This window comes from Nonomuraea aurantiaca (genome assembly GCF_020215705.1).
GTDB lineage: Bacteria > Actinomycetota > Actinomycetes > Streptosporangiales > Streptosporangiaceae > Nonomuraea > Nonomuraea aurantiaca.
The window spans coordinates 23,029-47,202 of the sequence record NZ_JAIWNB010000037.1; the positions used below are offsets into that span (position 1 = coordinate 23,029).

Annotated in this window: 26 protein-coding genes; 10 read left to right on the plus strand and 16 right to left on the minus strand. The window is 69.2% G+C overall.

Annotation, left to right across the window (positions count from 1 at the left end; genetic code table 11):
* Nucleotides 1–98 precede the first annotated feature (98 nt).
* The 3 genes from LDL49_RS49040 (at nt 99) to LDL49_RS49050 (ending at nt 2,773) form a co-directional block, all read left to right on the plus strand.
* The gene (locus tag LDL49_RS49040) at nt 99–929 is read left to right on the plus strand and encodes an alpha/beta fold hydrolase (RefSeq protein ID WP_225301837.1); all 831 of its coding nucleotides are present in this window, start codon (nt 99–101) and stop codon (nt 927–929) included.
* 231 nt (nt 930–1,160) lie between these two features.
* A complete protein-coding gene (locus LDL49_RS49045) occupies nt 1,161–2,528 on the plus strand; it encodes an acetyl-CoA carboxylase biotin carboxylase subunit (protein ID WP_225301838.1) in 1,368 nt (455 codons plus the stop codon).
* A 32-nt stretch (nt 2,529–2,560) separates the two neighbouring features.
* Nucleotides 2,561–2,773: a biotin/lipoyl-binding carrier protein gene (locus LDL49_RS49050; protein ID WP_225301839.1), complete on the plus strand. Its 213-nt coding sequence runs from the start codon at nt 2,561–2,563 to the stop codon at nt 2,771–2,773.
* 17 nt (nt 2,774–2,790) lie between these two features.
* On the opposite strand, the gene LDL49_RS49055 is transcribed toward LDL49_RS49050, so the two are convergent.
* Nucleotides 2,791–3,171, minus strand: a complete 381-nt coding sequence (locus tag LDL49_RS49055; protein WP_225301840.1) for a thioesterase family protein — start codon at nt 3,169–3,171, stop codon at nt 2,791–2,793.
* Nucleotides 3,172–3,428: 257 nt separating this feature from the next.
* Here LDL49_RS49055 and LDL49_RS49060 point away from each other — a divergent pair, with 257 nt between their 5' ends.
* Entirely contained in the window at nt 3,429–5,147 is a 1,719-nt protein-coding gene (locus LDL49_RS49060; RefSeq protein WP_225301841.1) for a serine/threonine-protein kinase, read from the plus strand.
* Between the two features lie 90 nt (nt 5,148–5,237).
* On the opposite strand, the gene LDL49_RS49065 is transcribed toward LDL49_RS49060, so the two are convergent.
* From LDL49_RS49065 to LDL49_RS49085, 5 genes are all read right to left on the minus strand, one after another.
* A complete protein-coding gene (locus LDL49_RS49065) occupies nt 5,238–6,884 on the minus strand; it encodes an acetolactate synthase (RefSeq protein WP_225301842.1) in 1,647 nt (548 codons plus the stop codon).
* An 86-nt stretch (nt 6,885–6,970) separates the two neighbouring features.
* Nucleotides 6,971–7,741: a DUF4097 family beta strand repeat-containing protein gene (locus LDL49_RS49070; RefSeq protein WP_225301843.1), complete on the minus strand. Its 771-nt coding sequence runs from the start codon at nt 7,739–7,741 to the stop codon at nt 6,971–6,973.
* On the minus strand, nt 7,738–8,391 hold the full coding sequence (locus tag LDL49_RS49075) for a response regulator transcription factor (protein ID WP_225301844.1): 654 nt from the start codon (nt 8,389–8,391) through the stop codon (nt 7,738–7,740). The genes LDL49_RS49070 and LDL49_RS49075 overlap by 4 nt, the downstream gene beginning before the upstream one ends.
* 34 nt (nt 8,392–8,425) lie before the next feature.
* Nucleotides 8,426–9,586, minus strand: coding sequence for a sensor histidine kinase (locus LDL49_RS49080; RefSeq protein WP_225301845.1), 1,161 nt, complete (start codon nt 9,584–9,586; stop codon nt 8,426–8,428).
* A gap of 81 nt (nt 9,587–9,667) precedes the next feature.
* Nucleotides 9,668–10,636: a thermonuclease family protein gene (locus tag LDL49_RS49085; protein ID WP_225301846.1), complete on the minus strand. Its 969-nt coding sequence runs from the start codon at nt 10,634–10,636 to the stop codon at nt 9,668–9,670.
* Between the two features lie 100 nt (nt 10,637–10,736).
* Between LDL49_RS49085 and LDL49_RS49090 the strand changes: the two genes are divergently transcribed.
* A complete protein-coding gene (locus tag LDL49_RS49090; protein ID WP_225301847.1) occupies nt 10,737–11,318 on the plus strand; it encodes a hypothetical protein in 582 nt (193 codons plus the stop codon).
* Between the two features lie 10 nt (nt 11,319–11,328).
* Here the strand turns inward: LDL49_RS49090 and LDL49_RS49095 are convergent, their stop codons facing one another.
* Nucleotides 11,329–12,048 (minus strand): GntR family transcriptional regulator, encoded by a 720-nt coding sequence (locus LDL49_RS49095; RefSeq protein WP_225301848.1) that lies wholly within the window; start codon nt 12,046–12,048, stop codon nt 11,329–11,331.
* A gap of 473 nt (nt 12,049–12,521) precedes the next feature.
* Between LDL49_RS49095 and LDL49_RS49100 the strand changes: the two genes are divergently transcribed.
* Nucleotides 12,522–13,994, plus strand: a complete 1,473-nt coding sequence (locus LDL49_RS49100; RefSeq protein ID WP_225301849.1) for a PAS domain-containing sensor histidine kinase — start codon at nt 12,522–12,524, stop codon at nt 13,992–13,994.
* 142 nt (nt 13,995–14,136) lie between these two features.
* On the opposite strand, the gene LDL49_RS49105 is transcribed toward LDL49_RS49100, so the two are convergent.
* Together LDL49_RS49105 and LDL49_RS49110 are read right to left on the minus strand one after the other, a co-directional pair.
* Nucleotides 14,137–14,391, minus strand: coding sequence for a WhiB family transcriptional regulator (locus tag LDL49_RS49105; protein ID WP_225301850.1), 255 nt, complete (start codon nt 14,389–14,391; stop codon nt 14,137–14,139).
* A gap of 281 nt (nt 14,392–14,672) precedes the next feature.
* Nucleotides 14,673–15,638 (minus strand): diacylglycerol/lipid kinase family protein, encoded by a 966-nt coding sequence (locus LDL49_RS49110; protein ID WP_225301851.1) that lies wholly within the window; start codon nt 15,636–15,638, stop codon nt 14,673–14,675.
* 90 nt (nt 15,639–15,728) lie between these two features.
* Between LDL49_RS49110 and LDL49_RS49115 the strand changes: the two genes are divergently transcribed.
* Nucleotides 15,729–16,121, plus strand: a complete 393-nt coding sequence (locus LDL49_RS49115) for a hypothetical protein (RefSeq protein WP_225301852.1) — start codon at nt 15,729–15,731, stop codon at nt 16,119–16,121.
* A gap of 27 nt (nt 16,122–16,148) precedes the next feature.
* Here LDL49_RS49115 and LDL49_RS49120 read toward each other — a convergent pair whose 3' ends face one another.
* The 3 genes from LDL49_RS49120 to sodN form a co-directional block, all read right to left on the minus strand.
* On the minus strand, nt 16,149–16,928 hold the full coding sequence (locus LDL49_RS49120) for an RNA polymerase sigma factor SigF (protein ID WP_214640149.1): 780 nt from the start codon (nt 16,926–16,928) through the stop codon (nt 16,149–16,151).
* A 17-nt stretch (nt 16,929–16,945) separates the two neighbouring features.
* Nucleotides 16,946–17,371: an ATP-binding protein gene (locus LDL49_RS49125; protein WP_214640148.1), complete on the minus strand. Its 426-nt coding sequence runs from the start codon at nt 17,369–17,371 to the stop codon at nt 16,946–16,948.
* Between the two features lie 127 nt (nt 17,372–17,498).
* On the minus strand, nt 17,499–17,900 hold the full coding sequence (gene sodN / locus LDL49_RS49130; protein ID WP_214640147.1) for a superoxide dismutase, Ni: 402 nt from the start codon (nt 17,898–17,900) through the stop codon (nt 17,499–17,501).
* Between the two features lie 30 nt (nt 17,901–17,930).
* Here sodN and LDL49_RS49135 point away from each other — a divergent pair, with 30 nt between their 5' ends.
* Nucleotides 17,931–18,287 carry a S24 family peptidase gene (locus LDL49_RS49135; protein WP_225301853.1) on the plus strand — a complete coding sequence of 119 codons (357 nt, stop codon included), beginning with the start codon at nt 17,931–17,933 and terminating at the stop codon, nt 18,285–18,287.
* Here LDL49_RS49135 and LDL49_RS49140 read toward each other — a convergent pair.
* Genes LDL49_RS49140 through LDL49_RS49155 form a run of 4 tightly spaced genes read right to left on the minus strand, consistent with a single transcriptional unit; the run spans nt 18,257 to nt 21,191 of the window.
* A complete protein-coding gene (locus LDL49_RS49140; protein WP_225301854.1) occupies nt 18,257–18,694 on the minus strand; it encodes a CGNR zinc finger domain-containing protein in 438 nt (145 codons plus the stop codon). The genes LDL49_RS49135 and LDL49_RS49140 overlap by 31 nt on opposite strands.
* A 57-nt stretch (nt 18,695–18,751) precedes the next feature.
* Complete coding sequence (locus LDL49_RS49145) at nt 18,752–19,495, minus strand: amino acid ABC transporter ATP-binding protein (RefSeq protein WP_225301855.1); 744 nt, start codon at nt 19,493–19,495, stop codon at nt 18,752–18,754.
* The gene (locus tag LDL49_RS49150; RefSeq protein ID WP_225301856.1) at nt 19,492–20,370 is read right to left on the minus strand and encodes an amino acid ABC transporter permease; all 879 of its coding nucleotides are present in this window, start codon (nt 20,368–20,370) and stop codon (nt 19,492–19,494) included. The genes LDL49_RS49145 and LDL49_RS49150 overlap by 4 nt, the downstream gene beginning before the upstream one ends.
* Nucleotides 20,325–21,191: an ABC transporter substrate-binding protein gene (locus LDL49_RS49155; RefSeq protein WP_225301857.1), complete on the minus strand. Its 867-nt coding sequence runs from the start codon at nt 21,189–21,191 to the stop codon at nt 20,325–20,327. Before LDL49_RS49155 ends, LDL49_RS49150 begins: the two co-directional genes overlap by 46 nt.
* Nucleotides 21,192–21,451: 260 nt before the next feature.
* Between LDL49_RS49155 and LDL49_RS49160 the strand changes: the two genes are divergently transcribed.
* Both LDL49_RS49160 and LDL49_RS49165 read left to right on the plus strand, forming a co-directional pair.
* Nucleotides 21,452–22,654 carry an NAD(P)-dependent malic enzyme gene (locus LDL49_RS49160; RefSeq protein ID WP_225301858.1) on the plus strand — a complete coding sequence of 401 codons (1,203 nt, stop codon included), beginning with the start codon at nt 21,452–21,454 and terminating at the stop codon, nt 22,652–22,654.
* A gap of 171 nt (nt 22,655–22,825) precedes the next feature.
* Nucleotides 22,826–24,172 carry an NsdA family TPR-like regulatory protein gene (locus LDL49_RS49165; RefSeq protein WP_225301859.1) on the plus strand — a complete coding sequence of 449 codons (1,347 nt, stop codon included), beginning with the start codon at nt 22,826–22,828 and terminating at the stop codon, nt 24,170–24,172.
* The last annotated feature ends 2 nt before the right edge of the window (nt 24,173–24,174 follow it).

Below are 24,174 nucleotides of genomic sequence, written 5' to 3' on the forward strand. Positions count from 1 at the left end.
CGAGAGCGAGCAGCACCTGACCGTTTTGTGACTATGTGTTCTGTACGTTCGGTTTTTGGGTCATGTCTCTGCTGCTGAGAACCCAAGGAGCAACGTCCATGGAGCACCACCACGTCACCCGCACCCCGATTTTCCGCCGCGCCATCCACTGGCTCATCGCGATGGCCGTCGCTCTCCTGCTCATCCTGTGGTTCGCGGCGGACGCCTCGGCGGAGAACGGCCAGCCCGCGAGACCGACCGTCGTGCTCGTCCATGGGGCGTTCGCGGACTCCTCCAGCTGGAACGGGGTCGTGAGCAGGCTGCTGGCTCACGGGTATCCGGCGATCGCCGTCGCCGTTCCGCTGCGCGGGGTCAAGAGTGACGCGGCCTACGTGTCCGATGTCCTTCGCAGCATCAAGGGGCCTGTCGTGCTCGTCGGGCACTCCTATGGCGGGATGGTGATCACCGAGGCCGCGGTCGGTAATAAGCACATCAAGAGTCTCGTTTACGTCGCCGCCTTCGCCCCCGAGAAGGGAGAGAGTGCCGCGAAGCTGTCGGGCCGCTTCCCGGGCAGCACGCTCGCCCCTACGCTGGCGCCTCCGGTGAGCGTTCCCGGTGGAAAGGACCTCTTGATCCGGCAGGACAAATTCTGGAAGCAGTTCGCCGCCGATCTCCCGGAGAAGAAGGCCAGATTGATGGCCGTCGCCCAGCGCCCCGTGACCGAAGCCGGGCTCAACGATCCGGCCGACGCCTCGGCGTGGAAGACGATCCCCTCGTGGTTCGTCTACGGAGAGCTTGACAAGAACATTCCGCCGGCGGCCCACGCGTTCATGGCCAAGCGGGCCAAGGCCAAGGAGAGCGTCGAGGTCAAGGGGGCCTCGCACGTGGTGATGATCTCCCGTCCCGGGATGGTCGCCAGGCTGATCCGGGATGCCGCCGGCGAGAGGTAGCTCGCCCTGGTCCGCGGATGGTGCGGCGGCTGCGACTACAACAGCCCGCAGCCCTATTCCGGCGGCTCCGCTGTGCTGGGTCAGCGGCCGTTCTCCTGGAGGCCCACAGCCATGTGCGGTGGGTGGCTATGCCGTAAGGCGTGGGGTTTGTGGGGTTTCTACAGAAGACGTCCGCGCGATCGGTGGTTTAGCGGGAAAAGGACCTCAGGCCAACAGCCGTAGGGTGGGCGGGTGCTTACTGAGACGCTCGGGGCCGTTCTGGTCGCCAATCGAGGGGAGATCGCCCGGCGGGTCATCCGTACGGTGAGGCGGCTGGGGCTGCGGGCCATCGCCGTCTACTCCGAGGCCGACGCGGATCTGCCGTTCGTGCGCGAGGCGGACGAGGCCGTGCTGATCGGGCCGGCCAACCCTCAGGTGAGCTATCTCGATGCCGGGAAGGTGCTGGAGGCGGCGCGGGTCGCCGGAGCGCGGGCGATTCACCCCGGCTACGGGTTTCTCGCGGAGAACGCGGCGTTCGCCAGAGCGGTGATCGATGCCGGGATGGTGTGGATCGGTCCGGCTCCCGAGTCCATCGACCAGATGGGCGACAAGATCAATGCTCGCAACCTGATGGAGGACGCGGGTGTGCCCGTGGCGGCCGGCACCCGGGAGCCCGTCACCGATCTGGAGCCGGCGCTGCGGGCGGCGGGCCGGATCGGTTACCCGGTCATGGTCAAGACCGCGGGCGGGGGTGGCGGCATCGGGATGAGCGTCGCCCACGACGACGAAGGACTGGCCAAGGCGTTCGAGCAGGCCGCACGGGCGGCGGCGAGGTTCGCCGCGGGTGACGTCCTCGACGGGCCAGCCATCCTGCTGGAGCGCTATATCGAGCGGGCCCGCCACGTCGAGGTGCAGATTCTCGGCCTGCCCGACGGCACCGTCGTGGCCCTGGGTGAGCGCGACTGTTCCGTGCAGCGCCGCCACCAGAAGGTGGTCGAGGAGTCGCCGTCGCCCGGCATCACGCCCGAGCTGCGCGAGCGCATGCTCGCCGCCGCCGTGCGGGCCGGCGAGGCCGTCGGCTACCTGGGCGCGGGCACCGTGGAGTGCCTGGTCGACGCCGACGCGCAGGACTTCGTCTTCCTGGAGATGAACACCAGACTTCAGGTGGAACACCCCGTCACCGAGCTGGTCACCGGGCTGGACATGGTCGAGCTGCAGCTCCGGGTGGCGGCGGGCGAGAGTCCCGAGGTGAAGGCGGAGACCGGTGGCCACGCCATCGAGTTCCGCGTCTATGCCGAGGATCCCAAAAGGTTCTTCCCGGGGCCGGGCAAGATCTCCGCCTGGCGAGAGCCGGCCGGCGAGGGCGTCCGGGTGGACTCCGGCTACGAGGAGGGCAATACGGTCACGCCGTTCTACGATCCCCTCATGGCCAAGCTCTGCGTCTTCGGTGCGACCCGGGCCGAGGCGCTGCGGGCCGGTCGCGAGGCCGTCGCGGGATTCGTCGTCGAAGGGCCCAAGAACAACCTGCCGTTCTGTGCGGAGTTGCTGGACAACGCCGAGTTCGTCAGCGGCGACTATGACACCGGTTTGATCGGGCGGATGCGCGCCCAGCGCACATGACATTGTCAGCTCATTGGAAGAGGGGAGTCGCGGTGGCTGAGGTACGCGCGGAGATGGTGGCGAACGTCTGGAAGGTCGTCGTCCAGGAGGGCGACACCGTCTCCGAGGGCGACACGCTGGTCATCCTCGAGTCGATGAAGATGGAGATCCCCGTCCTGGCCGAGGACGAGGGCGTCGTCGCGCAGCTCAAGGTCGGCGAGGGCGACGTGATCCAGGAGGGCGACCTGATCGCCGTCATCGAATAGCCGCCGGTGCGAAGATCTCAGTGGGTGGCGCGGTCGAGGAACTTCGCGCGATCGACCACCACTCGCTCGATCGTGCCCCGGCCGACGACGCTCTGCTTGTCGCGGGCCTCGAAGCCGAAGACCAGCCGCCTGCCGTCGACCTCGGTGAGCTCGGTGGTGATCTGTACGTGCGTGCCCAGCGGGCTCGGGGCCAGGTGCTCCAGCTCGACGCGGGTGCCGACGGTCGTCTCACCGGGAGCGAGATGCGCGTGCACCGCGTTGACCGTCGCCCTCTCGGCCAGCGCGAGCAGCCGCGGAGTGGCGAGCACCGGGACGTCGCCGCTGCCGATCTTCTCAGCGGTGTCGGACCTCTCGACCATGATGAGCAGCTGGGCGCGGAGACCCGGAGCGAGCGTCATAGCGCCAGCGTACTGCGATCATCACCGCGGCTCGCTGTCAAGGGCCCTGATCTCCCGGAAACGCGGACAAGTGCGGTTAGAAGGCCGCAGGATAGGGTTTGTAGGGCTTACGGCATTTAAGTGGCATGTGGGACTCGTGAGTCGTACACTCTCGAAGTTCCGTGACCTCTGTGTTACCTCACCGCGACACAACTTCGCTTTGTTGGAGATCCTTGGGGTGGGAGAGGTTATAGAGGTAAAGGGGTAACGGGGGAGTCATGGTAGCCCAAGGAACGACGCTGGCGGGGCGCTATCGCCTGGACACCCGCATCGGCGCCGGTGGCATGGGCGAGGTGTGGCGGGGCGAGGACATCGTGCTGGCGCGCACCGTCGCGGTCAAGGTGCTGCTGCCCGGCCGCATGGACGATCCCGGGTTCGTCGCGCGTTTCCAGGCCGAGGCCAGGGCGATGGCGACGATCAACCATCCGGGTGTCGTCGACGTCTACGACTACGGTGTGAGCGGGGACACCGTCTATCTGGTGATGAAGTTCGTCGACGGGGAGCCGCTCGACAGGTTGCTGATGCGGCTGGGCCGGATCCCGCCCCAACCGGCGATGGAGCTGATCGCTCAGGCGGCCTCGGCGCTGCAGGCGGTGCACCAACAGGGGATCGTGCACCGTGATGTGAAGCCGGGCAACCTGCTGGTCCAGCGCGACGGCACGCTCGTGCTGACCGACTTCGGCATCGCCCGCTCCGACATGGCCAACCGGCTCACGGACGCGGGCATGGTGCTGGGCACCGCCGCCTACTGCGCGCCCGAGCAGGCCGAGGGCGCGCCGGTGACGCCCGCGGTGGACATCTACGCGCTGGGCGTGGTGGCCTACGAATGCCTGGTGGGGCAGCGGCCGTTCGACGGCGAGAGCGCGGTCACGATCGCTCTCAAGCACATCCGCGAGGCGCCGCCGCCGCTGCCCGCCGAGATCCCCCCGCCCGCGCGCGCGCTCGTGGAGCGCGCCCTGTCCAAAGACCCGCTCGCCCGTTACCCGACGGCCAGGGCGATGAGCGAGACGGCCCGCAAGATCGCGGCCGGCGAGACGCCCCCTCCCGAGCCGGCGCAGCCGGTGACGGGTGCCACCATGGCCGCGCCGATGGAGGCGTACCAGACCGGGTCCCGCCAGTCGGGTCCCCACCCGACCGGATCCCACCAGGCGGGCTCTTACCAGACGGGGTCCTATCAGGGAGCTCCCCATCAGACGGGCTCCTACCAGGCCGGTGGGCCGCCCCAGACGGGGTCCTACCAGGCTGGGCCGCACCAGACCGGGTCCCATCACGCTGGGCCGTCTGAGGCGCAGACGTTGGCCGGGCCGCGGCAGGGCGGCCGCCGCGCCGGGGCCAAAGCGCCCCGCAGGGGTGCCCTCGTCGCCGGGATCGCGGCCGCGGTCGTCCTCGGGGCGGGCGCCGGTGCCGTCGCGCTGACGAACATGTCGGCCCAGCCCGAACCCCAGCCGACCGCCACTACGTCGGACGTGGCGAACACCGATCCCACCCCCCACCCGACCACTCCAACGCTGAAGCCCACCAAGCGCACGTCCAAGCCCAAGCCGTCCACGCAGGAGCCGTTGCCCACCAGGACGGCCGCCGAGCCGACGGAGAAGGAGTCGCCGACTCCGGAGCCGACGGACAAGAAGACGCCGACCAAGACCCCCAGCAGCTCGCCGAAGCCGAGCACGACGGTGACGAAGAAGCAGGTCCCCGGCGTGGTCGAGCTGCCGTACGCGCAGGCCACCCAGCGGATCCGGGCCGCGGGCTTCCAGAACATCCGCATCGACGACCAGACCACCACCGAACAGGGCATCACCTGCGGCCGGATCGGCGAGACCTTCCCCAACGGCGGCACGTGGCTAGAGGTGACCAAACCGGTCAAGATCGTCGTCATCGACGGCGGCCCCTGCCCGTCACCCACCCCGACCCCGACGCCGACGCTCGGGGCCAGGTAGCTCAGATCCCCGCCGTGGTGCGGGGAAGGCGGTCAGGTCAGATCCCCGCCGTGGTGCGTGCGGGGGTGGACGATCTAGGGGTCGGCCGGGTCAGATCCCGGTCGTGGTGCGGGGGTAGGCGATCTGGGGGTCGGTGGCGATGTTCACCATGTACGGCACGCCGGAGTCGAACGCGCGACGCAGCGCGGGACCGATCTCCGACGGCCGGGTGACCAGCTCGCCGCCACCGCCCAGCGCCGTCACCACCTGGTCGTAACGGCACTGCGGCTGCAGCTCGGCGGCCACGTCGTAGCCGTAGAGCATCTGCATCGGATGCTTCTCCAGACCCCAGATGCCGTTGTTGCCGCAGATCATGACCACCGGCAGGTTGTGCCGTACGAGCGAGTCGACGTCCATGAGTGAGAACCCGGCCGCGCCGTCGCCCAGCAGCAGCACCACCTGCGAGGACGGACGGGCCAAGCGGGCCGCGATGGAGTAGCCGAGGCCGGTGCCGAGGCAGCCGTAGGGGCCCGGGTCGAGCCAGTTGCCGGGCTGCTTGGGCTCGACGTACTTGCCCGCGTAGGAGACGAAGTCGCCGCCGTCGCCGATCACCACGGCGTCGTCGTCGAGCACCTTGCCCAGCTCGCCGTAGATGCGCATGGGATGGATCGGGTCGGAGTCGGCCGTGAGCAGGGCGGCGTCGTCGGCGATCGCCGCGGCGGCGGCCTCCGACAGCTGCGACACCCAGCCGGAGTAGGCCGTGGGCTTCAGGCCGGCGTCGCCGCAGGCCGTACCGAGGCTCCAGAGCACCACGGACAGGTCGCCGGCGGCGGACGCGGCCGGTTGGGTGTGCGTGGCCAACTGCGACGGCGTGTCGACGATGTGCACGACCTTGGCCGGCGGCGCGCCCTGCTTGCCGCCGAACCAGCCGTAGCCGAGGCGGAAGTCGAGCGGGGTGCCGACCACGATGACCAGGTCGGCCTTGGCGAAGGCGAGGCCGCGGGCCCGGGTGACGAGCAGCTCATGGCCGGCGGGCAGGATGCCGCGGCCCTGGCCGTTGGGGATGACCGGCAGCCGCCAGTTCTCGGCGAAGTCGCGCGCGGCCTCCTCGGCGCGGTCCATCCACACGTCGGACCCGTAGACCAGCACCGGGCGCTCGGCCTCGGTGAGCAGCCTGGCGATGGTGGCCAGGGACTCGGGGTCGGGTTCGAGGGGCGACGGGCTCTGCGTCTCGACCAGGTGCGTCGGCGACGGCGCGAACAGGTCGTCCATGTAGAAGTCGAGGAAGACCGGCCCGCGGTGCGGCGCGACGGCCGTGCGGAAGGCCGCCTCGACGTCCTGGCCGATGGAGTCGGCTCCGGTCGCGGTGAACGACAGCTTGGTGATCGGCCCGAGCAGCGGCGGGTGATCCATCTCCTGCAGGGCCCCGCTGCCCCAGCGTGAGCGCGGGGCCCGCCCGCCCATGACGACCACGGGGGAGCCGTTGAAGTGCGCGGTCGCGACGCCGCTGATCCCGTTGGTGATGCCGGGCCCGGCCGTGAGGACGGCCAGCCCGGGTTTCCTGGTCAGCCGGGCCGTGGCCTCAGCGGCGAACACGGCGCTCTGCTCGTGGCGTACGTCGAGGATCCGCACGCCCTCGTGCACGGCGCCGTCGTAGAGCGGGAAGACGTGCCCTCCCGACAGAGTGAACATGGTCTCGACACCATAGGCCTTGGACACGGCGACGGCGGCGTCACCGGCGTGCTTCGCAGACTCCATGCCGGGAACCTACCAACGAGCCAACAGAGTAAACAGATGTCAACGGTTGGGTCCTCACCGAGCCAGGGGCGGCCGGTTCCCGGCCCTCACCTGCAGCAGACACTCGCCACGCCGTCCGGCACCTGCACGGTGATCTTCCTTGGCGAGGCGGAGTCCTTCCTGATGTCGAGGTTGAGGTTCTTGGCACGCGCGTCCACGTCGTAGGCCAGGCCGGGGACCAGCACAGCGACGCTCCCCCTGGTCCTGACGACCGCGCGGACCCTCGTCGGAGCGGTGTCGAAGGCCAGGTCGACCCGGCCCGAGCCGGTCTCCACGTCGGCCTCGCCGCCGATGAGCGCCCTGCCCCCTATGTTGCCGGAACCGCTCCTGGCCCAGACGGTGCCCGATGTCTCGTTCACCCGCAGCAGACCCGACTCGGAGGTCATCCGGACATTGCCGTAGATACGGTTGACCTCCAGGCCGCCGTTGGCCGACTCCGCCTCGACATCGGTCTCCACCGGCACGAACAGCGTGTAGTCGGCCTCGCAGATCGGCGCGTGCCGCTCGTCCGTGCCCGGGCAGGAGGCGTCGAGCCGCAGTGTCCGGCCGTCCCAGTCCTCCTTGACGGTCGGTTTCGTCTTCGACCAGCGCAGTGACCGTTCGAGGAACAGCTCGCCCGCCTCGCCGGGATGGATGCTGAGATTCACGCTTCCGCGCCCCGCGATCACCTTCAGCTGCGACAGCTTGAACGCGATGCTCCTGCTGGTGTTCTCCGTCGGTGGACTGGCGTGGGCGAACCCATCCCAGAACGTGAGACTGCTGAACAGCAACGCGCACACGGTCGCCACGGCGCCGGCGCTCAGCCACAAGGCCCTCATGGCAGACTCCTGATCTTGAGGAACTGCAGGACGGCGAGGACCCGCCGGTGGTCGCCCTCGGCCGGGGACAGGTCGAGCTTGGTGAAGATGTTGCCGATGTGCTTGCCGACGGCTCCCTCGCTGAGCACCAGCTCCTGGCCGATGCCCGCGTTGGAACGGCCTTCGGCCATCAGCTTGAGCACCTCGCCCTCCCTGGGCGTCAGCCGGTCGAGCGGGTCGCTGTGCCCGCGCAGCAGCAGCTGGGCGACGACCTCGGGGTCCAGCGCGGTGCCGCCCGCCGCCACCCGGCGCAGCGCGTCGATGAAGTCGGTCACGTCGGCCACCCTGTCCTTGAGCAGGTAGCCGACGCCCCCCGCGGCCGAGGCGAGCAGCCGGGCCGCGTAGCGTTCCTCCACGTACTGCGACAGGACCAGCACCGGCATGTCGGGATGCTCGCGGCGCAGCACGAGGGCCGCGCGCAGGCCCTCGTCGGTGTGTGTGGGAGGCATCCGTACGTCCGTGACCACCAGATCGGGCAGGTGCTCCTCAGCGGCGCGCAGCAGCCCCTCCGCCTCGTCCACGGCCGCCACCACCCGCATGCCGGCCGCGTCGAGCAGCCGGACGAGCCCCTCGCGCAGAAGTACGGAGTCTTCCGCCAGCACTACTCGCACGACAGGTCCACCTCAACGGAGTCTTCCGCTTGTACTACTCGCACGGCAGGTCCACCTCGATTGTGGTCGGCCCGCCGAGCGGGCTGGACAGGCGGAGCGTCCCGTCGACCGAGTCGATCCGCTGGAGGAGGCCGCGCAGCCCGGTGCCGCCGTCGAGCCGGGCGCCACCGCAGCCGTCGTCGAAGACGCGCAGGCACAGCCGGTCGCGTTCGCGGACCACGCTCACTTGGGCCTTGGTGGCCGCCGCGTGCTTGGCGATGTTGGTGAGCGCCTCGGACACGATGAAGAACGCCACCGCCTCGATGGTGGGAGAGGCGCGCAGGTCGATGTCGACGCGCAGCCGCACCGGGATGGGGGCGCGCGCGGCGATGCCGGAGAGCGCCGCGTCGAGGCCCTGGTCGTTGAGCACGGCGGGGTGCAGGCCGCGGACGAAGTCACGCAGCTCTTTGAGCGCCTGCTTGGACTCCTCGTGCGCCTGCGCGATCGCCTCGCGGGCGGGCTCGGGCAGGTCGGTCAGCGTGGCGCGGGCCAGCCCGAGGTTCATGGCCAGCGAGACCAGCCGCTGCTGGGCGCCGTCGTGCAGATCTCGCTCGATGCGCCGCCGCTCGGCGTCGGCCGCGTCGATCACCCCGGCGCGGCTCTCGGTAAGCGTCTCGATCCGCTGCCCCAGCTCGTGGCGGCTGGGGCCGAGCAGCGTACGCGCCACCGACAGGTCGAGGTGCGCCATTCCTCGCGCCAGGGTGGGAGCCACCACCAGCAGGACGAACCCGACCCCCGTGTACGCGGAAAGCACGACAGGGTCCCTCAGGTTGAACTCGAACACCAACGGAGGCTCCTGCAGCATCGGCTGCAGGAACGCCGTCAGCCCCACCACGGCCGCCCCCCACGCGGCCGCCACCAGGACGGTCCCGGCCAGCCCCACCAGCGGCGAGAGCAGGTGGTAGCCGATCTGCCGCCAGGTGATGCGGCTGCGCCAGGAGATCGGCGAGCGCACCGGCGGGATGCGCACCCCGAGAAAAGCCTCGAACCGGGAGCGCTGCACCCGGGTGAAGAGCGGCAGGCCGCGGCGCATCAGGGGCGGCACCACGGCGCACGCGAGGGTCAGCCCGGCGAGGATCACGCCGACCGGCAGCCCGATCACGACATGCGCCGTGTCGAGCCAGGCGCGTGCCGACCACGGGCGGGGGACTTTCATGGCACCAACGGTATTGACCTCCGGGGCCTGCGCGACATGGGCTTGGTGTGTGCCTGCGGGGTGGGGCTAGCCCCACCCCACTCACAGTGGTGGAACCGACCAGCCCTTCTCCCCGAACAGCGGGGCGTGCTCGGCGTTGACGAACAGCCGGTCCTCGGGGTTGGGGATGCGGAAGTAGCTTTGCGGGTGCAGCAACTCCCTGGCGTTGTCCGATAGATCGAGCACATAGCGGTCGGGCGCCCGGCGCTGGGCCAGGAAGCGCAGCTCGAACGGCAGCAGGGCGAGCGGGTTCGCGTGGTCCCAGAGGCCCAGCCCCGCCTCACGGGCCCGCCGTACGGCCTGCCTGGCCCTGCCCAGGGCCCCTGCTTCGGCGACCGTCCTGGCGCTGCCCGGCGCCGGCACCGCGTCGGCCAACCGGCCCTCCTGGCGGACGAAGGGGTCGACGTTGGGCCAGATGAAGTAGGGGATCACGTGCCCGGCCGCGAGCAGCCGCTCGTTGTACGGATCGGGGCGTGGCTTGTCGCGCTGGTCGCGGTTGACGTAGCAGAGGAGCCTGCCGTAGCGGTCGAGGATCTCGTACGCGAAGGCCAGCCTGATCTTGAACGTCTCGTCGGTGAGGCCCTGCTCGGTGATGTCGAGTTGCATCATGGTCTTGAGCGCCTGGGTGGCCGGGGCGGCGTGGGCGGCGTGGTTGGGCGCGGCCGCCGGGCCCAGCCTGCCCAGCAGGTTGTTGTGCAGGGCAGTGCGGAGCGTGAGCTCCTGGTAGCCCTTCTCGAACGGGTCGGTGAGGAAGGTCGTCCAGGCGGGCTTGTCGATGGAGACGAAGCCCTTGGGGAAGTCGGGGAAGTTCGGGTTGCGGGGTAACTCGAAGCTGACCTCGGGGGCGTCGACGCCGAGCAGGCGCACGCCGAAGTTGCCGTCGGCCGCGATGTTGATCGTGTCGCCGTCGTGCACGATCTTGTCCACCGGCTGGGCCGCGCCTTTGGAGCGGCCGAGGAGAGCGTGTCCGACCGTGACGCCGGGAACGGGTTGTTCGATCGCCTTTGCCATGCCTGCATCATCACCCGGTAATGGCTGCAAGTCCCGAAATAGTTGAACGAATCGGCATTGCTGGCCGTCTCACCTGGTGACGAATGAGCTGGAGGTCCAGATGTTACAGATCGGGGTAGCCGTGGCAGCCGCCGCGGCGATGTCGTTGGGGGCGGGCCCCCTCCCGGACGGGATGCTCTTCCTGGAGACCCACCCGGCGGCCAAGAAGTGGGAGTCCTACAAGACCACGGAGTCGAAGAGCCTCCCGCTCCGGCTGAACCCGTGCGAGCGTCGTACGGCCTCGACCACCGACCGCTTAGCGACCAGGTCTGTCCACTACCGCTCGGAAGACACGTTCAAGTACGAGCAGCTGATCGTCTACAAGAGCGTGTCCGCCGCCCGTAAGGCGATGCGGGGGCTGCGCGCGGACCTGTCCCGGTGCAAGAACTTCGGCAAGGGTCCCGACCGCCACCACTACTACACCAAGCCCCTCAAGGTGGGCGACGACGCTCTGCGGGCCGGCAGCAGCTTCTTCGAGAGCGGTGAGCTGACGGTCGTCGTACGGAACGGCGCGACCGTCTACGTCGTGGGCGGATCGGCCTGGGCGACGAAGAGCCTGCCGCTCAAGCGCTTCAAGGGCCTCGTCTCCCAGGCGGAGCGGATGACGGCGAAGGTCTGCGACCTGCCGGTGGCCGCCTGCTGACGCGGCTGCCTCAGGGGCGGCGCAGACGCGTGACGAACTTGTACCGGTCGCCGCGATAGAGCGACTGCGCCCACTCGACCGGGTTGCCGTCGGCGTCGAAGGCGTGCCGGGTCAGGAGCAGCATCGGCAGCCCGACGTCCACGCCGAGCGCCTTCGCGTCATAGGGCGTGGCGAGCACGGTCTCGATGATCTCCTCGGCGTCGGTGAGCCGGACGTTGTAGGCGTTGTGCAGCGTCTCGTACAGGGACGCGTGCACCTCCAGCTCCCGCCGCAGCCTGGGGAAGCGGCGGGCCGAAAGGTGGGTGGTGTCTATCGAGACCGGCTCCCCGTTGGCCAGGCGCAGGCGGTGGATGCGCAGGACGCGTCCGCCCGGGTTGATGGCCAGCCGCCGCGCGAGCGGCTCGTCGGCGGTGATGTAGCCGATCTCCAGGATCTTGGTGTCGGGCTCCAGGCCGGCCGTGCGCAGGTCACCGATGTACGACGTCAGCTGCAGCACCTGCGCCACCTTCGGCTGGGCCACGAACGTGCCCTTGCCCTGGATGCGCAGCAGCCGCCCCTCGACGACCAGCTCGGTCAGCGCCTGACGGACGGTGGTGCGCGAGGTCTCGAAGCGTACGGCCAGCGCCCGCTCGGGAGGCAGCGCGGTGCCGGGAGACAGGCTCTTGGTGAGCTCGAGCAGGCTCCGTTTCACGTCGTAGTACTTCGGTACGCGAGGGCCGTCGTCCGTCACGCTCTCACCTTCACTTCTGCCACGGCGGTGAGGGCGTGTCTGATCACCGCGAGATCATCGGAACTCAGATTGGCCCGAGCGGTCAACCACCGGCACGACACGGGCAGGGGCGCGCTCGTCGCCAGACCGGGCTCGCCCGCCGTGATACATGCCGGTTCGGGCAGCTCAGGTTGATTGTGAAGGATATACACAGTGGCAGGCGTGGCCGCAACCGAGGCCGTGACCGACGTCGGGCCAGAGACGATCAACGTGTCGATCACCTCCGTTGCGCTCCGCACGGTCCCGCTCTGAGGGCTGACCGAACGGAACGGTGTGACGGTTTTCACAGTGTGAGATTCCCGAAAATCGGCGGTTGACCGCACGGCGACACGCCCGTGTTCACCGGTGTTCGCGAGCCGGCGAGCCCGCCGGCGGGAGGGCCGGACCGGGTCGCCGGTTTGGTTGTTCCGGCGGAATGCACGCATGATGCACTCGTGCCGACTCTCAGCGACCTCGTCGTCCGCCACACCGCTCTCGACGCGGCGGACCTCGACTGGCTGCACTCGCTGGTCTCCGACTGGCAGTTGCTGGCCGACCTGTCGTTCGCCGACCTCATCCTGTGGGCACCGCTCCAGGGCGAGGGCGGCGGCTGGATCGCGATCGCGCAGATGCGCCCGACCACCGGGCCCACCGTCTACCACGACGACATCGTCGGCACCGTCGCCGCCAAGGGTGAGCGCTATCTGATCGACACGGCGTGGAACGAGCGGCGCATCTGCCGCGAAGGCGACCCCGACTGGTCGACGGGCGTGCCCGTCCGCGAGGAGACCATCCCCGTACGCCGAGCGGTCCCGGTCGGCGAGGCCCGCTTCCTCGCGGTGATCCAGCGCTCCACGAACCTGTCCTCGGCGCGCACCCCGTCGCGCCTGGAGCTCACCTACCTGCAGAGCGCCTCCGACCTGGCGCAGATGGTGGCCGAGGGACGCTTCCCGTTCTCCGGCGAGGAGCCGATCCTGGTCCGCTCCCCGCGCGTCGGCGACGGCCTGCTGCGGCTGGACCGGGCGGGCCGCGTGACGTACGCGTCGCCGAACGCGCTGTCGGCCTACCGGCGGCTCGGTCTGCACGCGGATCTGGTCGGGGCCGAGCTGGGCCGGGTGACCGCCACGCTCTGCTACTCCGACGAGCCCATCAACGAGGACCTGATGATCGTGGCCAGCGGGCGCGCGGCCAAGGAGACGGAGGTCGAGTCCGGCGGGACGATCGTGCAGCTTCGGGCGATCCCGCTGATCGTCGGCGGGGGTCGCATCGGCGCGCTGGTGCTCATCCGTGACGTGACGGAGCTGCGCCGCCGCGAACGCGAGCTGATGACCAAGGACGCGACCATCCGCGAGATCCACCACCGGGTCAAGAACAACCTGCAGACGGTGGCGGCCCTGCTCCGGCTCCAGGCGCGGCGGCTGCGCGTGCCCGAAGGGCGCGAGGCGCTGGAGGAGGCGGTGCGGCGGGTCGGCTCGATCGCGATCGTGCACGAGACGCTCTCTCACGCGCCGGAGGAGTTCGTCGACTTCGACGACATCGCCGACCGCGTGATCGCGATGGCGGGCGAGGTGTCGGCGGCGGAGGCGGCGGTCACCCCGCGACGGATCGGCAGCTTCGGCACCCTTCCGTCGCTCATCGCCACACCTCTGGCGATGGCTCTCACCGAACTTCTCCAGAACGCCTTGCAACACGGCCGCCCCAAACACCTGCAAGTGGTCGTGGAACCGACTCCCGACAGGCTGCACGTGACCGTCTGGGACGACGGTCAGGGTCTGCCCGACGACTTCGAGCTGGACAATTCCACGAGCCTGGGCCTGCAGATCGTCCGCACGCTCGTGGTCGGCGAACTCTCGGGCAAGCTCTCGATCGCCCCTCGCCTGGAGGGCGGCACAGAGGTGACGCTCTCCATCCCACTGCCGGCCGCCTGACGGCGTGCCCTTGTCACGGGCGCGCGTTTCGGCGGCCCGCCACGTGCGGGTTCAGCGGGCGTCTCCCTGGAGGCCCGCCGCCACGTATGGCGGGTGGGGCCGGCCCATGCCTGCCGTACGAGCTGGAGGTCGGGCGGTTGGGCTAGGCGGAGGCGCGAGCGCGGGCACGGGCGCTGCGGCGCTTCAACGCCCGGCGCTCGTCCTCGCTCAGGCCGCCCCAGACGCCGGCGTCCTGGCCGGACTCAAGGGCCCACTTCAAGCACAGGTCGACCGCCGAACACGAGCGGCACACCTGCTTGGCCTCTTCGATCTGCATGAGTGCCGGGCCGGTGTTGCCGATCGGGAAGAACAGCTCGGGGTCGACGTCACGGCAGGCAGCTCGGTGGCGCCAGTCCATGCGTTCACTCCTTAGTAGATGGAACCTCTGGTTGGCTCCGTGCGGCTACTACTACTTTGTGAAGAGTTTCACTAACTCGCGCGAGCAGCGACCCGGATCCTGTGCTGGACCGGGGTTGCCCGCTGAGCGTCGGAGCGGACCCGGTAAGGCTTGTTAAAGGTCCTACGTTCCGACGTCAAAGTTGAGCCTGTCAGCCACACAGAGTGCACGCAAGAGGGTTGGTAGGAAGTTTTGGTGTGGATGGATGTCGGATGCGTCACACAATGACCGAATGTAACCAGCTAGACCAGAACTTGTAATGCGTTCGGGATAGAGCGGAATGTCACTGATTCCCGTTCTCCCAGGTAGTCGCCGTCCAGCTGGAAGGCCACTGGGCGGTTCGCCGTCAAGGTGAACTCGGCCTCGTCGTGCAGCTGAACGAGGTGCCGGCCCGATGGAAGGCTGTCACGCTCCGTGAGAATCTGCCGGATGACCGGCAGGATCGAGAGCGGACCCATCCGCTGGAGCCCCAGCAGGTCGAGGCCGGTTTCGAAGCCGGCCCAGGGTGTGGGGGAGACCGGCCGGGTGCGGATGTAGGTCCAGGGCGAGGTGTTGGAGATGATCGCCATGTAGACGCCCCTGGCGGCGGGGAGGCCGGGGCCCGTCAGCGTCATCGCCGGGTGGCGCTTGTCGGTGGCGAGGTAGTGGTGCAGCGCGGTGTTGACGTAGCGCGTCGGCGTCGCCTTCCTGCCCGAGCCGCGGAGCGCCTCGACGGCCCGGATGACCTCGGCGTCGTACCCCATTCCCGAGCAGAAGGTGAAATATCTGCTCTCGCCCTCCCAAAGCGCCTGGCCCAGTCCTACAGTCCTGCGGCGGTCGTCGCGCAGCGCCTCCAGCACGGCGCCCGTGGCCTCCACGGGGTCGTTCGGCAGGCCCAGGGCGCGGGCGAACACGTTCGCGCTGCCCCCCGGGATGACGAGCAGCGCGGGCCGCCCGGCACTGGGATCGTCGTGGTACGCGGGGTCGTCGCCGTTGACGGCGTTGAGCAGGCCGTTCACGGCCTCGTTGATCGTCCCGTCGCCGCCCAGCACGGCCACCACGTCGTAGCCCTTGGCGTGCGCGGTGGTGGCCAGCGCGGCCGCGTGGCCCCGGTACCGGGTCTGTTCCACGGTCAGCTCGACGGCGGCGCCGAGCGCGCGGATCAGTACGTCACGCCGACGGGCATTCGTGGTCGTGGCCTTGGGGTTGACCAGGAGCATCGCTCGCATGTCGTTCAGCGTAGCCGGTGTCCGATATCTGGCTTATCGGCCATTAGTCGGAATCTAGAGGCGGCAAGGGGCACCGATAGGGTTTGGGGCGTGAACCGACCTTGGACACTTCTCGCCGCCGCGCTCATCGTCGCCCTGGAAGGCCTCGTGGCGCTCGGTCTCGGTCTGTACGTCGCGGTGGAGACGCTGGCCGGCGCGGCGGAGGACATCACCAGCGCGCTGGCCGAGTCGGTGTTCGGGGTGCTGATCGGCGCGGGACTGCTCTGGGTGGCCTGGGGTGGCCTGTACAAGATGGAGCGATGGGGGAGATCGCCCAGCGTGCTGGCCCAGATCTTCGTGCTCCCCGTCGCGATCACGCTCATCCAGTCGGACAAGCCGCTCTATGGGATCCCGCTGATCGTGGTGGCCGTCGCCGGCCTCGGCACGTTGCTCGCGCCCCCCACCACCCACGCCCTATATGGCGAGGACTCGCAGAAGGGTTAGTCGTCGTCCAGCGTCAGTCGTCCAGAGTTAGTCGTCTGCGGTCAGGCCCTCGCGCAGCTGGGCCAGCGTGCGGGCCAGCAGCCGTGAAACGTGCATCTGCGAGATGCCCAGCTCGGTGGCGATCTGCGACTGCGTCATGTTGCCGAAGAACCGCAGCAGCAGGATGCGCTTCTCGCGGGGCGGCAGCCGTTCGAGCAGCGGCTTGAGCGACTCGCGATATTCGACGCCTTCGAGCGACTCGTCCACGATGCCCAGCGAGTCGGACACGGCGGGCGCGTCGTCGTCACCGGAGTCGGGCGCGTCGAGGGACACGGTCGAGTAGGCGTTGGCCGACTCCAGGCCCTCGAGCACCTCCTCCTCGGTCATCTTGAGGTAGGCGGCCAGCTCCGCGACGGTCGGCGCCCGGCCCTCGCGCTGCGACAGCTCGCTGATCGCCTTGGTCAGCGACAGCTTGAGCTCCTGCAGGCGGCGCGGCACGCGCACCGCCCAGCCCTTGTCACGGAAGTGGCGCTTGATCTCGCCGACGATCGTGGGCGTGGCGTAGGTGGAGAACTCCACGCCGCGGTTGAGGTCGAAGCGGTCGATGGACTTGATCAGCCCGATGGTGGCGACCTGGGTGAGGTCGTCGAGCCACTCGCCCCGGTTGCGGAAGCGGCGGGCCAGATATTCGACCAGAGGAAGGTGAAGCTCGACCAGCTCGTCCCTGATGCGCTGCCGACGCGGCTCGTCAGGCCCCAGCTCGGCCAGCTCGGCGAAGAGGATGCGGGCCCGCACCCTGTCGGGCACGGCGTGGTCGCTGGTGGCCATGGCTCCAGTCCTTTCCGTCACGCCGGCCTCGCCGTGCCTCGGCGCTTACGCAGGACGATCGCCATGCGATCGGGAGAGTCGATCACCGCTTCCACATCGTCTGCCAGGGCGGTCAATACCATCCAGGCGAAGTCGTCCCGCTTCGGCGCGGAGCTGCCGACCGTCGCGACCTCCACCCTGACCTGCATTTCCTGCCCGGTCAGCTCGAACTCGGCGGTCAGGTCGGTCCCGGGCACGGCTTCGCTCAGCAGCATCGCGCACGCCTCGTCGACCGCGATCCGCAGATCCTCGATCTCGTCCAGCGTGAAGTCGAGCCGTGCAGCCAGCCCGGCGGTGGCCGTACGCAGTACGGACAGGTAGGCACTCGCGGCCGGGAGCCTGATGCTCACCACGTCGCGGATGCCGGCCACGCCCTCAGCCCGCGTCTCGGTTTCCTCGGTCACGTTCCTCCTCGCGTATACGGCGCTGACTGCAACTTACCGCCCCCGGGAGGTGGTTGGCGGATTCAGACTCGCCATCGACCGAAAAGGCTCTGCGCGGAAGGTCGCCGCACAGAGCCTTTGTGCCGGTTTAGGCGGCCTTCGTCTCCCAGAAGATCTTGGAGATTTCGTCAATCTTGCCGAGAAGGTCCTCAGCCTTGGTGACCTCGACGGTGCCCTTGCCGCCTGCCGCGCCGGCGAGCTTCGTGGCCTCCCAGAAGAGCTGGTGAAGCTGAGGGTACTGCTCGAGGTGCGGGGGCTTGAAGTAGTCGGTCCAGAGCACCCACAGGTGGTGCTTGACGAGCTCGGCCCGCTCCTCCTTGATGGAGAGCGCCCGGGCGCGGAAGATCGGGTCCTCGTTGGCCGCGTACTTCTCCATGATCGCCTTGACCGACTCCGCCTCGATCCGGGCCTGCGCGGGGTCGTATACCCCACAGGGCAGGTCGCAGTGGGCGGAAGCGACATGCTTGGGTCGTAGCAGTCGTGCGAGCATCAGAAAATCCTTCCTTGATGCTGAATCAGCTTGGTCCAACTACCGACCTTACTCGGGTCCAAACGCCTGCGGCGGAGGGGGTCACAGCCCATGAGAGTGCGTGTCGAGGGGGATTCGATGCGGCCCGCGCTGATGCCCGGCGACTGGCTTCTCGTACGGCGTGGCGCCGCGGTGCGTCCCGGAGATCTGGTCGTGGCGCGGCTCCCGGGCGAGCCCGATCGGCTCATCGTCAAGCGGGCCCATTGGCGCGGCGATGACGGCTGGTGGCTGGAGAGCGACAACCAGCGGGCGGGCGGGCGCCGCGACAGCTGGGACTTCGGCCCGGTGAACGACATCGTGGGCCGGGTGGTGCTGCGCTACTGGCCGCTCCTGCGGCGGGCACGGTAGGCGGCGACGTTGGCCCTGCTGGCGCACCGGGCGGAGCAGTAGCGGCGCGAGCGGTTGGACGAGGTGTCGAGGAAGGCCCGCATGCACCGCGGCTCCTGGCAGCGGCCGAGCCGGTCGGCGCCCAGCTCGGCGACGAGTGCGGCCAGGCCCATCACGGCCCCGGCGGCGGCTGTGCCGTGCGCGTCCACAGCGAGGTGGAGGTGCCAGCGCTGCCCGTCGTGGTCCGACAGTTGGGGGCGCACCGGATGGCGCACGAGCAGCGCGTTCAGCCGCGCCACGACGGCCTGCTCGCCACCGGTCCCGTCGAACAGGGCCGCCAGTTCGTCACGCAGCTCTATGAGCTCCGGCGGCGGGTGCGGATCGTTCACCAGCCGGACCGCCCACTCGGCGTAAGAGGTGAGGTCCATGCCGGAGTATTACACGACCTGCGGGGCGCCCCAGCCTCGGGCGCCCCGCTTCGAAGGTCAACCTTCCGGGTGCAGGACGCGCCTGAGGAAGGAGCGGGTCCGCTCCTGCTTCGGGTCGCCGATCACCTCGGTGGGCGTCCCCTCCTCGACGATCACCCCGCCGTCCATGAACACCACGCGGTCGGCCACCTCGCGGGCGAACCCCATCTCGTGGGTGACCACCAGCATGGTCATGCCCTCCTCCGCCAGCTTGCGCATGACGGCGAGCACGTCGCCGACCAGCTCGGGGTCCAGCGCCGAGGTGGGCTCGTCGAAGAGCATCAGGTCCGGGTTCATGGCCAGCGCCCTGGCGATGGCCACCCGCTGCTGCTGTCCGCCGGAGAGCTTGCCGGGATATTCGTCGCACTTGTCGCCGACGCCGACCTTGGCCAGGTTCTCCCTGGCGACGATCTCGGCCTCCTTCTTGCTCCGGTTCAGCACCCGCTGCTGGGCGATCATCACGTTCTGCAGCGCGGTCAGGTGCGGGAACAGGTTGAACTGCTGGAACACCATGCCGACGTGCCGCCGGGCCGCGTCGATGTCGGCGTCGGGATGGGTCAGCTCCAAGCCGTTGACGAACACCCGGCCCTTGGTCGGCGTCTCCAGCACGTTCACGCAGCGCAGCAGCGTCGACTTGCCCGAGCCCGAGGGGCCGATGACGCAGACCACCTGACCGGGTTCGACGGTGAAGTCGATGCCCTTGAGCACCTCGTTGTCGCCGAAGTACTTGTGGAGTTCCCTGATCTCTACGGCGTGCGTCACCGTTTCCTCCCCTGGCGCGCTTCGAGGCGGCGTACCACGAACCCGAGCGGAATCGTGATCAGCAGGTACGTGGCGCCGGCCACGATCAGCGGTGTGCTGTTGGCCTGGTCGATCGTGGTGTCGGAGCCGAACTTGGTCAGCTCGGTGGTCGCCGCCGTCACGCCCAGCGTGAAGACCAGCGAGGAGTCCTTGAACAGCAGGATCAGCTCGTTGGTCAGCGGCGGGATCACGATCCTGATGGCCTGCGGCAGGATGATGGAGAGCATCGCCCGGCCCGGCTTCATGCCGAGCGACCTGGCCGCCTCCATCTGCCCCTTGGGCACCGCCTGGATGCCCGCGCGGAACGACTCGGCCATGTAGGCGGCGGCCACCAGGCCCAGCGCGAGCGCCACCGTGCCGTAGACGTCGCCGGGGAGCTTGAACCCCGGGAACGCGATCGGCAGGCCGAACCCGAGCAGCAGGAAGATGATCAGTGCCGGCAGGCCGCGGAAGATCTCGATGTAGACGAGGGCGACCACCCGGTAGGGGACCACCGAGGACAACCGCATCAGCGCCAGCACGAGACCGAGCGCGAAGCCGATCACATAACCGGCGACGGTGAAGATCAGCGTGTTCTTCAACGCGACCGTGAACAGCGTGGGGAACATCCCCGCGGCGACCTTGCCGTTGAGGAAGTTCTCGAAGATCTTCGGCCAGTCCGCGATCAGGATCACCGCGACGAGGACGAGGACGAAGACGGCGTACTGGATGGCGAGGCTGACGCGGCGGCGCTGGCGGGGGCTGAGCCCGCTTTTCGCGGGCTCAGCGGTGGTCGGCGTGGTCGTCATGATCAGGAGGCGGGCGACGGGGTCGTGACGGGCGCGGCGCCCATCCACTCCTGGTACTCCTTGGTCCAGGTGCCGTCCTTGATGGCCTCGGCCAGGGACTCGTTGATGACCTTGAGCAGCGCGGCGTTGCCCTTCTTGACGGCGAAGCCGTACTGGGCGTGGGTCGGCACCTGGCCGGACAGCTCATAGGCGGAGGAGACGTTCGGCTTCTTCATCCAGTCGACGACCACCGGCAGGTCCTGGATCACCATGTCGACCTGGCCGGACTGCAGCGCGAGCAGCAACTTGCCGGAGTCCTTGAACTCCTTGGCCTCGATGCCCTTGCTCTTGGCGAGCGTGAGGCTGGTCGTGCCGGCCTGCACGCCGACGCTCAGACCCTTGGTCTTGGCGGTCTCGAGGTCGGGCACACCGGCGCCCTTCTTGGTCACCAGGCCGAGCACTTCGTCGAAGTAGGGGTTGGAGAAGTCGAGGTGCTGCTTGCGGTCCGGGGTGATCGTCATACCGGCGGCGGCGACGTCGCACTTGGCGGCGCTGAGCGCGGCACCGCCCTTGATCGAGTCGAAGTCGATGTCCACGATGTCCTGCGTCACACCCAGCTTCTTGGCGACCAGGTCGATCATGTCCACGTCGAACCCGACGACCTTGCCGCTGGCGTCCTTGGACTGGAACGGCGGGTACGGCAGGTTGGTGCAGGTGGTCAGCTTTCCGGGGGCGACCAGCTGTACTCCGCCCGCCGCCGTGGCGGGTGCGGAGGACGAGGCGCTGGTGCCCGTCTGCGAGGTGCTGCCGCAGGCGGACAGCGCCAGGGCGGCGGTCAGGGCGAGCGCACCGGTGGTGTAGCCACGGCGCGTCCTGGGCCAGAGGGCCATTGCGGGCCTCCTCGAGTGATATGTAAGGAAAGTTGGTTTTTGTGAAGTTTAAATGGGCTTTTGCTGCGGACCGTCATCTGAGAATTAACAATGCGTCAACAGAACGGAGTCGGTCCTGAGACAGACCCCATCTCAGCATGTGGCACTATGGAGCGACGGGTGACCCCCGTAACCCCTCTTACGAGACGATCGAGGAGGGGCACCTGGCGGCTACCGAAGCCAGGCCTCTCGCGCCGTCTGCCGAAGGTCTCATCCGTCCGATGACTACTGGGGTCGCTGTGACTACCACACCCACTTCCGTCGAATCCCTCGATCTCGATCCCGCCTTCGCGTTGCATCGCGGCGGCAAGCTCGAGGTCCGATCCACCATCCCCGTCCGCAACGCCGACGACCTTTCCCTTGCCTACACCCCCGGGGTCGCCCGCGTCTGCACCGCGATCGCCGACACGCCGTCACTCGTCAACGACTACACCTGGGTCTCCAACGTGGTCGCCGTCGTCTCCGACGGCACGGCCGTGCTCGGCCTCGGCGACATCGGCCCGGCGGCCGCCATGCCCGTGATGGAGGGCAAGGCGCTGCTGTTCAAGGAGTTCGGGGGCGTCGACGCGGTCCCGATCTGCCTCGACTGCACCGACGTCGACGCCCTGGTCGAGACCGTCGTACGACTGGCGCCCTCGTTCGGCGGCATCAACCTGGAGGACATCAGCGCGCCCCGCTGCTTCGAGGTCGAAGACCGGCTGCGGGACCTGCTCGACATCCCGGTCTTCCACGACGACCAGCACGGCACCGCCATCGTCGCCCTCGCCGCACTGACCAACGCGGCCCGGCTGACCGGCCGCTCTCTGGGCGACCTGCGCGCCGTGGTGGCCGGGGCCGGCGCGTCCGGGGTCGCGGTCACCCGGATCCTCCTGGAGGCCGGCATCGGCGACATCGCGGTCGCCGACTCCAAGGGCATGATCTATGACGGCAGGGAAGGGCTCAACCCGGTCAAGGAGGCCCTGGCCCGCGACACCAACAAGGCGGGTCACAAGGGCTCGACCGAGGAGGCCCTGGCGGGCGCCGACGTCTTCCTCGGCCTGTCCGGCTCGACGGTGTCGGAGGCGGCCATCGCTTCGATGGCCGCGGACTCGATCGTGTTCGCCCTGTCAAACCCCACCCCCGAGGTGCATCCCGAGGTGGCCGCGAAGTACGCCAAGGTGGTCGCGACCGGCCGCTCCGACTTCCCCAACCAGATCAACAACGTGCTGGCCTTCCCCGGCGTCTTCCGCGGCGCGCTCGACGTCCGGGCCACCACGATCACCGAGAACATGAAGGTCGCGGCCGCCGTCGCGCTCGCCGACGTGGTGGGTGCGGACGTCAGGGCCGACTACGTCATCCCCAGCCCGTTCGACGCCCGCGTGGCGCCCGCGGTGACCGCCGCCGTGGCCGCCCAGGCCCGCGCCGACGGGGTCGCCCGCCTGTAGTTCCCCGGGAACCCGCCACTCCCGCGGCGACCTGCGCTTGTGCAGGAACCTGCACTTCCGCAGGAACCTGCACTTCCTCAGGGAACCGCCAAATTTCCTTTACTCTCCGTGCTATAAAGAGGGCTCTCTGTAAGGATGCGGGCGCCGACTCCTGTTGCCGCGAGGAGAGCGATGGAACGCGAGCCCAATCGACTGCTACAGCAGCTGATCGCGGAGGCCGGCTTCTCCCACAAGGGGTTGGCCAGGCGCCTCAACGACCTGGGAGCCGCGCGTGGCACCCCTGGCCTGAAGTACGACCACAGCTCCGTGCTGCGCTGGATCGGTGGTCAGCGGCCTCGGGACCCTGTGCCGTGCCTTCTTACCGAGATTTTCGCACTCCGGCTCGGCCGGCCCTTCTCCCCCGTGGAGGTGGGCATGCCGGCCATCGTTACACCCCTGGATCTCGGACAGGAGTTCACGCACACGTGGAAGGAGGGGGTCGCGACCGTGACGGCGCTGTGGCGGGCCGATATGGAGAGGCGGCGCTTCCTGATCGATTCGACTTTCGCGATTGGTGCGGGCTCGGTAGGGGCCGTCCGCTGGCTGACGGCCCCGCCGGAGGAACGCCCGGGTGGCTCCGGCGCACGCCGCGTCGGCAGGACCGACATCACCGCGATCCACGAGGTCACCCGTTCGTTCGGTGAGCTCGACAACCGGTTCGGCAGCGGACGGGTCCGCGCGTCGGTCATCAAATACCTCGACACCGCGGTCTCGCCGCTGCTCAAAGAGGGCGCCTATGGCGAGGCGACGGGCAGGCAACTGGCCGGGGCCGCCGCGGAGCTGACCCGGCTGGCCGGTTGGATGGCCTACGACCTGGAGCAGCACGGTCTGGCCCAGCGCTACCTGATCCAGGCGCTGCGCCTGGCCCAGGGCGCCGGCGACCACGCGCTGGGCGGCGAGATCCTGGCCGGCATGGCGCACCAGGCCATCTACATGGGCCAGCACGCCCACGCGCTCGACCTGGCCAGGGCCGCCCAGCTCTCGGCCCGCCGCGCGGGCGTCCACACCCTGCTGTGCTCCGGCCTGGTGCTGGAGGCGCACGCTCAGGCGGGCCTCGGCGACGCGCGCGCCTGCGGCAGCGCGCTGCACGCGGCCGAGGTGGCCTTCGACTCGCGGGCTCCCGCCGACGAGCCGGCCTGGCTGAGCTACTTCGACGAGGCGTACCTGTCGGCCAAGTTCGCCCACTGCTTCCGCGACCTGGGGGAGGGGGAGCGGGTCGTCCGGCAGGCGCACCGCTCGCTCGACATGGACGGCCGTTACGTGCGCGGGCGGATGTTCAACCTGTCGCTCCTGGCGGCCGGGTTGCTGCAGTGCGGGGAGCTGGAGGAGGCGTGCAAGGTGGCGGAGACGGCGTTCAAGCTGGCCGGTGAGCTGCAGTCGGTGCGGTCTCGGTCCTACGCGGCCGATCTGCGTCGGCGGCTGGAGCCGTACAAGAGCGAACCCGTGGTGCGGGCGCTGCGCGAGCTGTCGGCCGTGTGAGT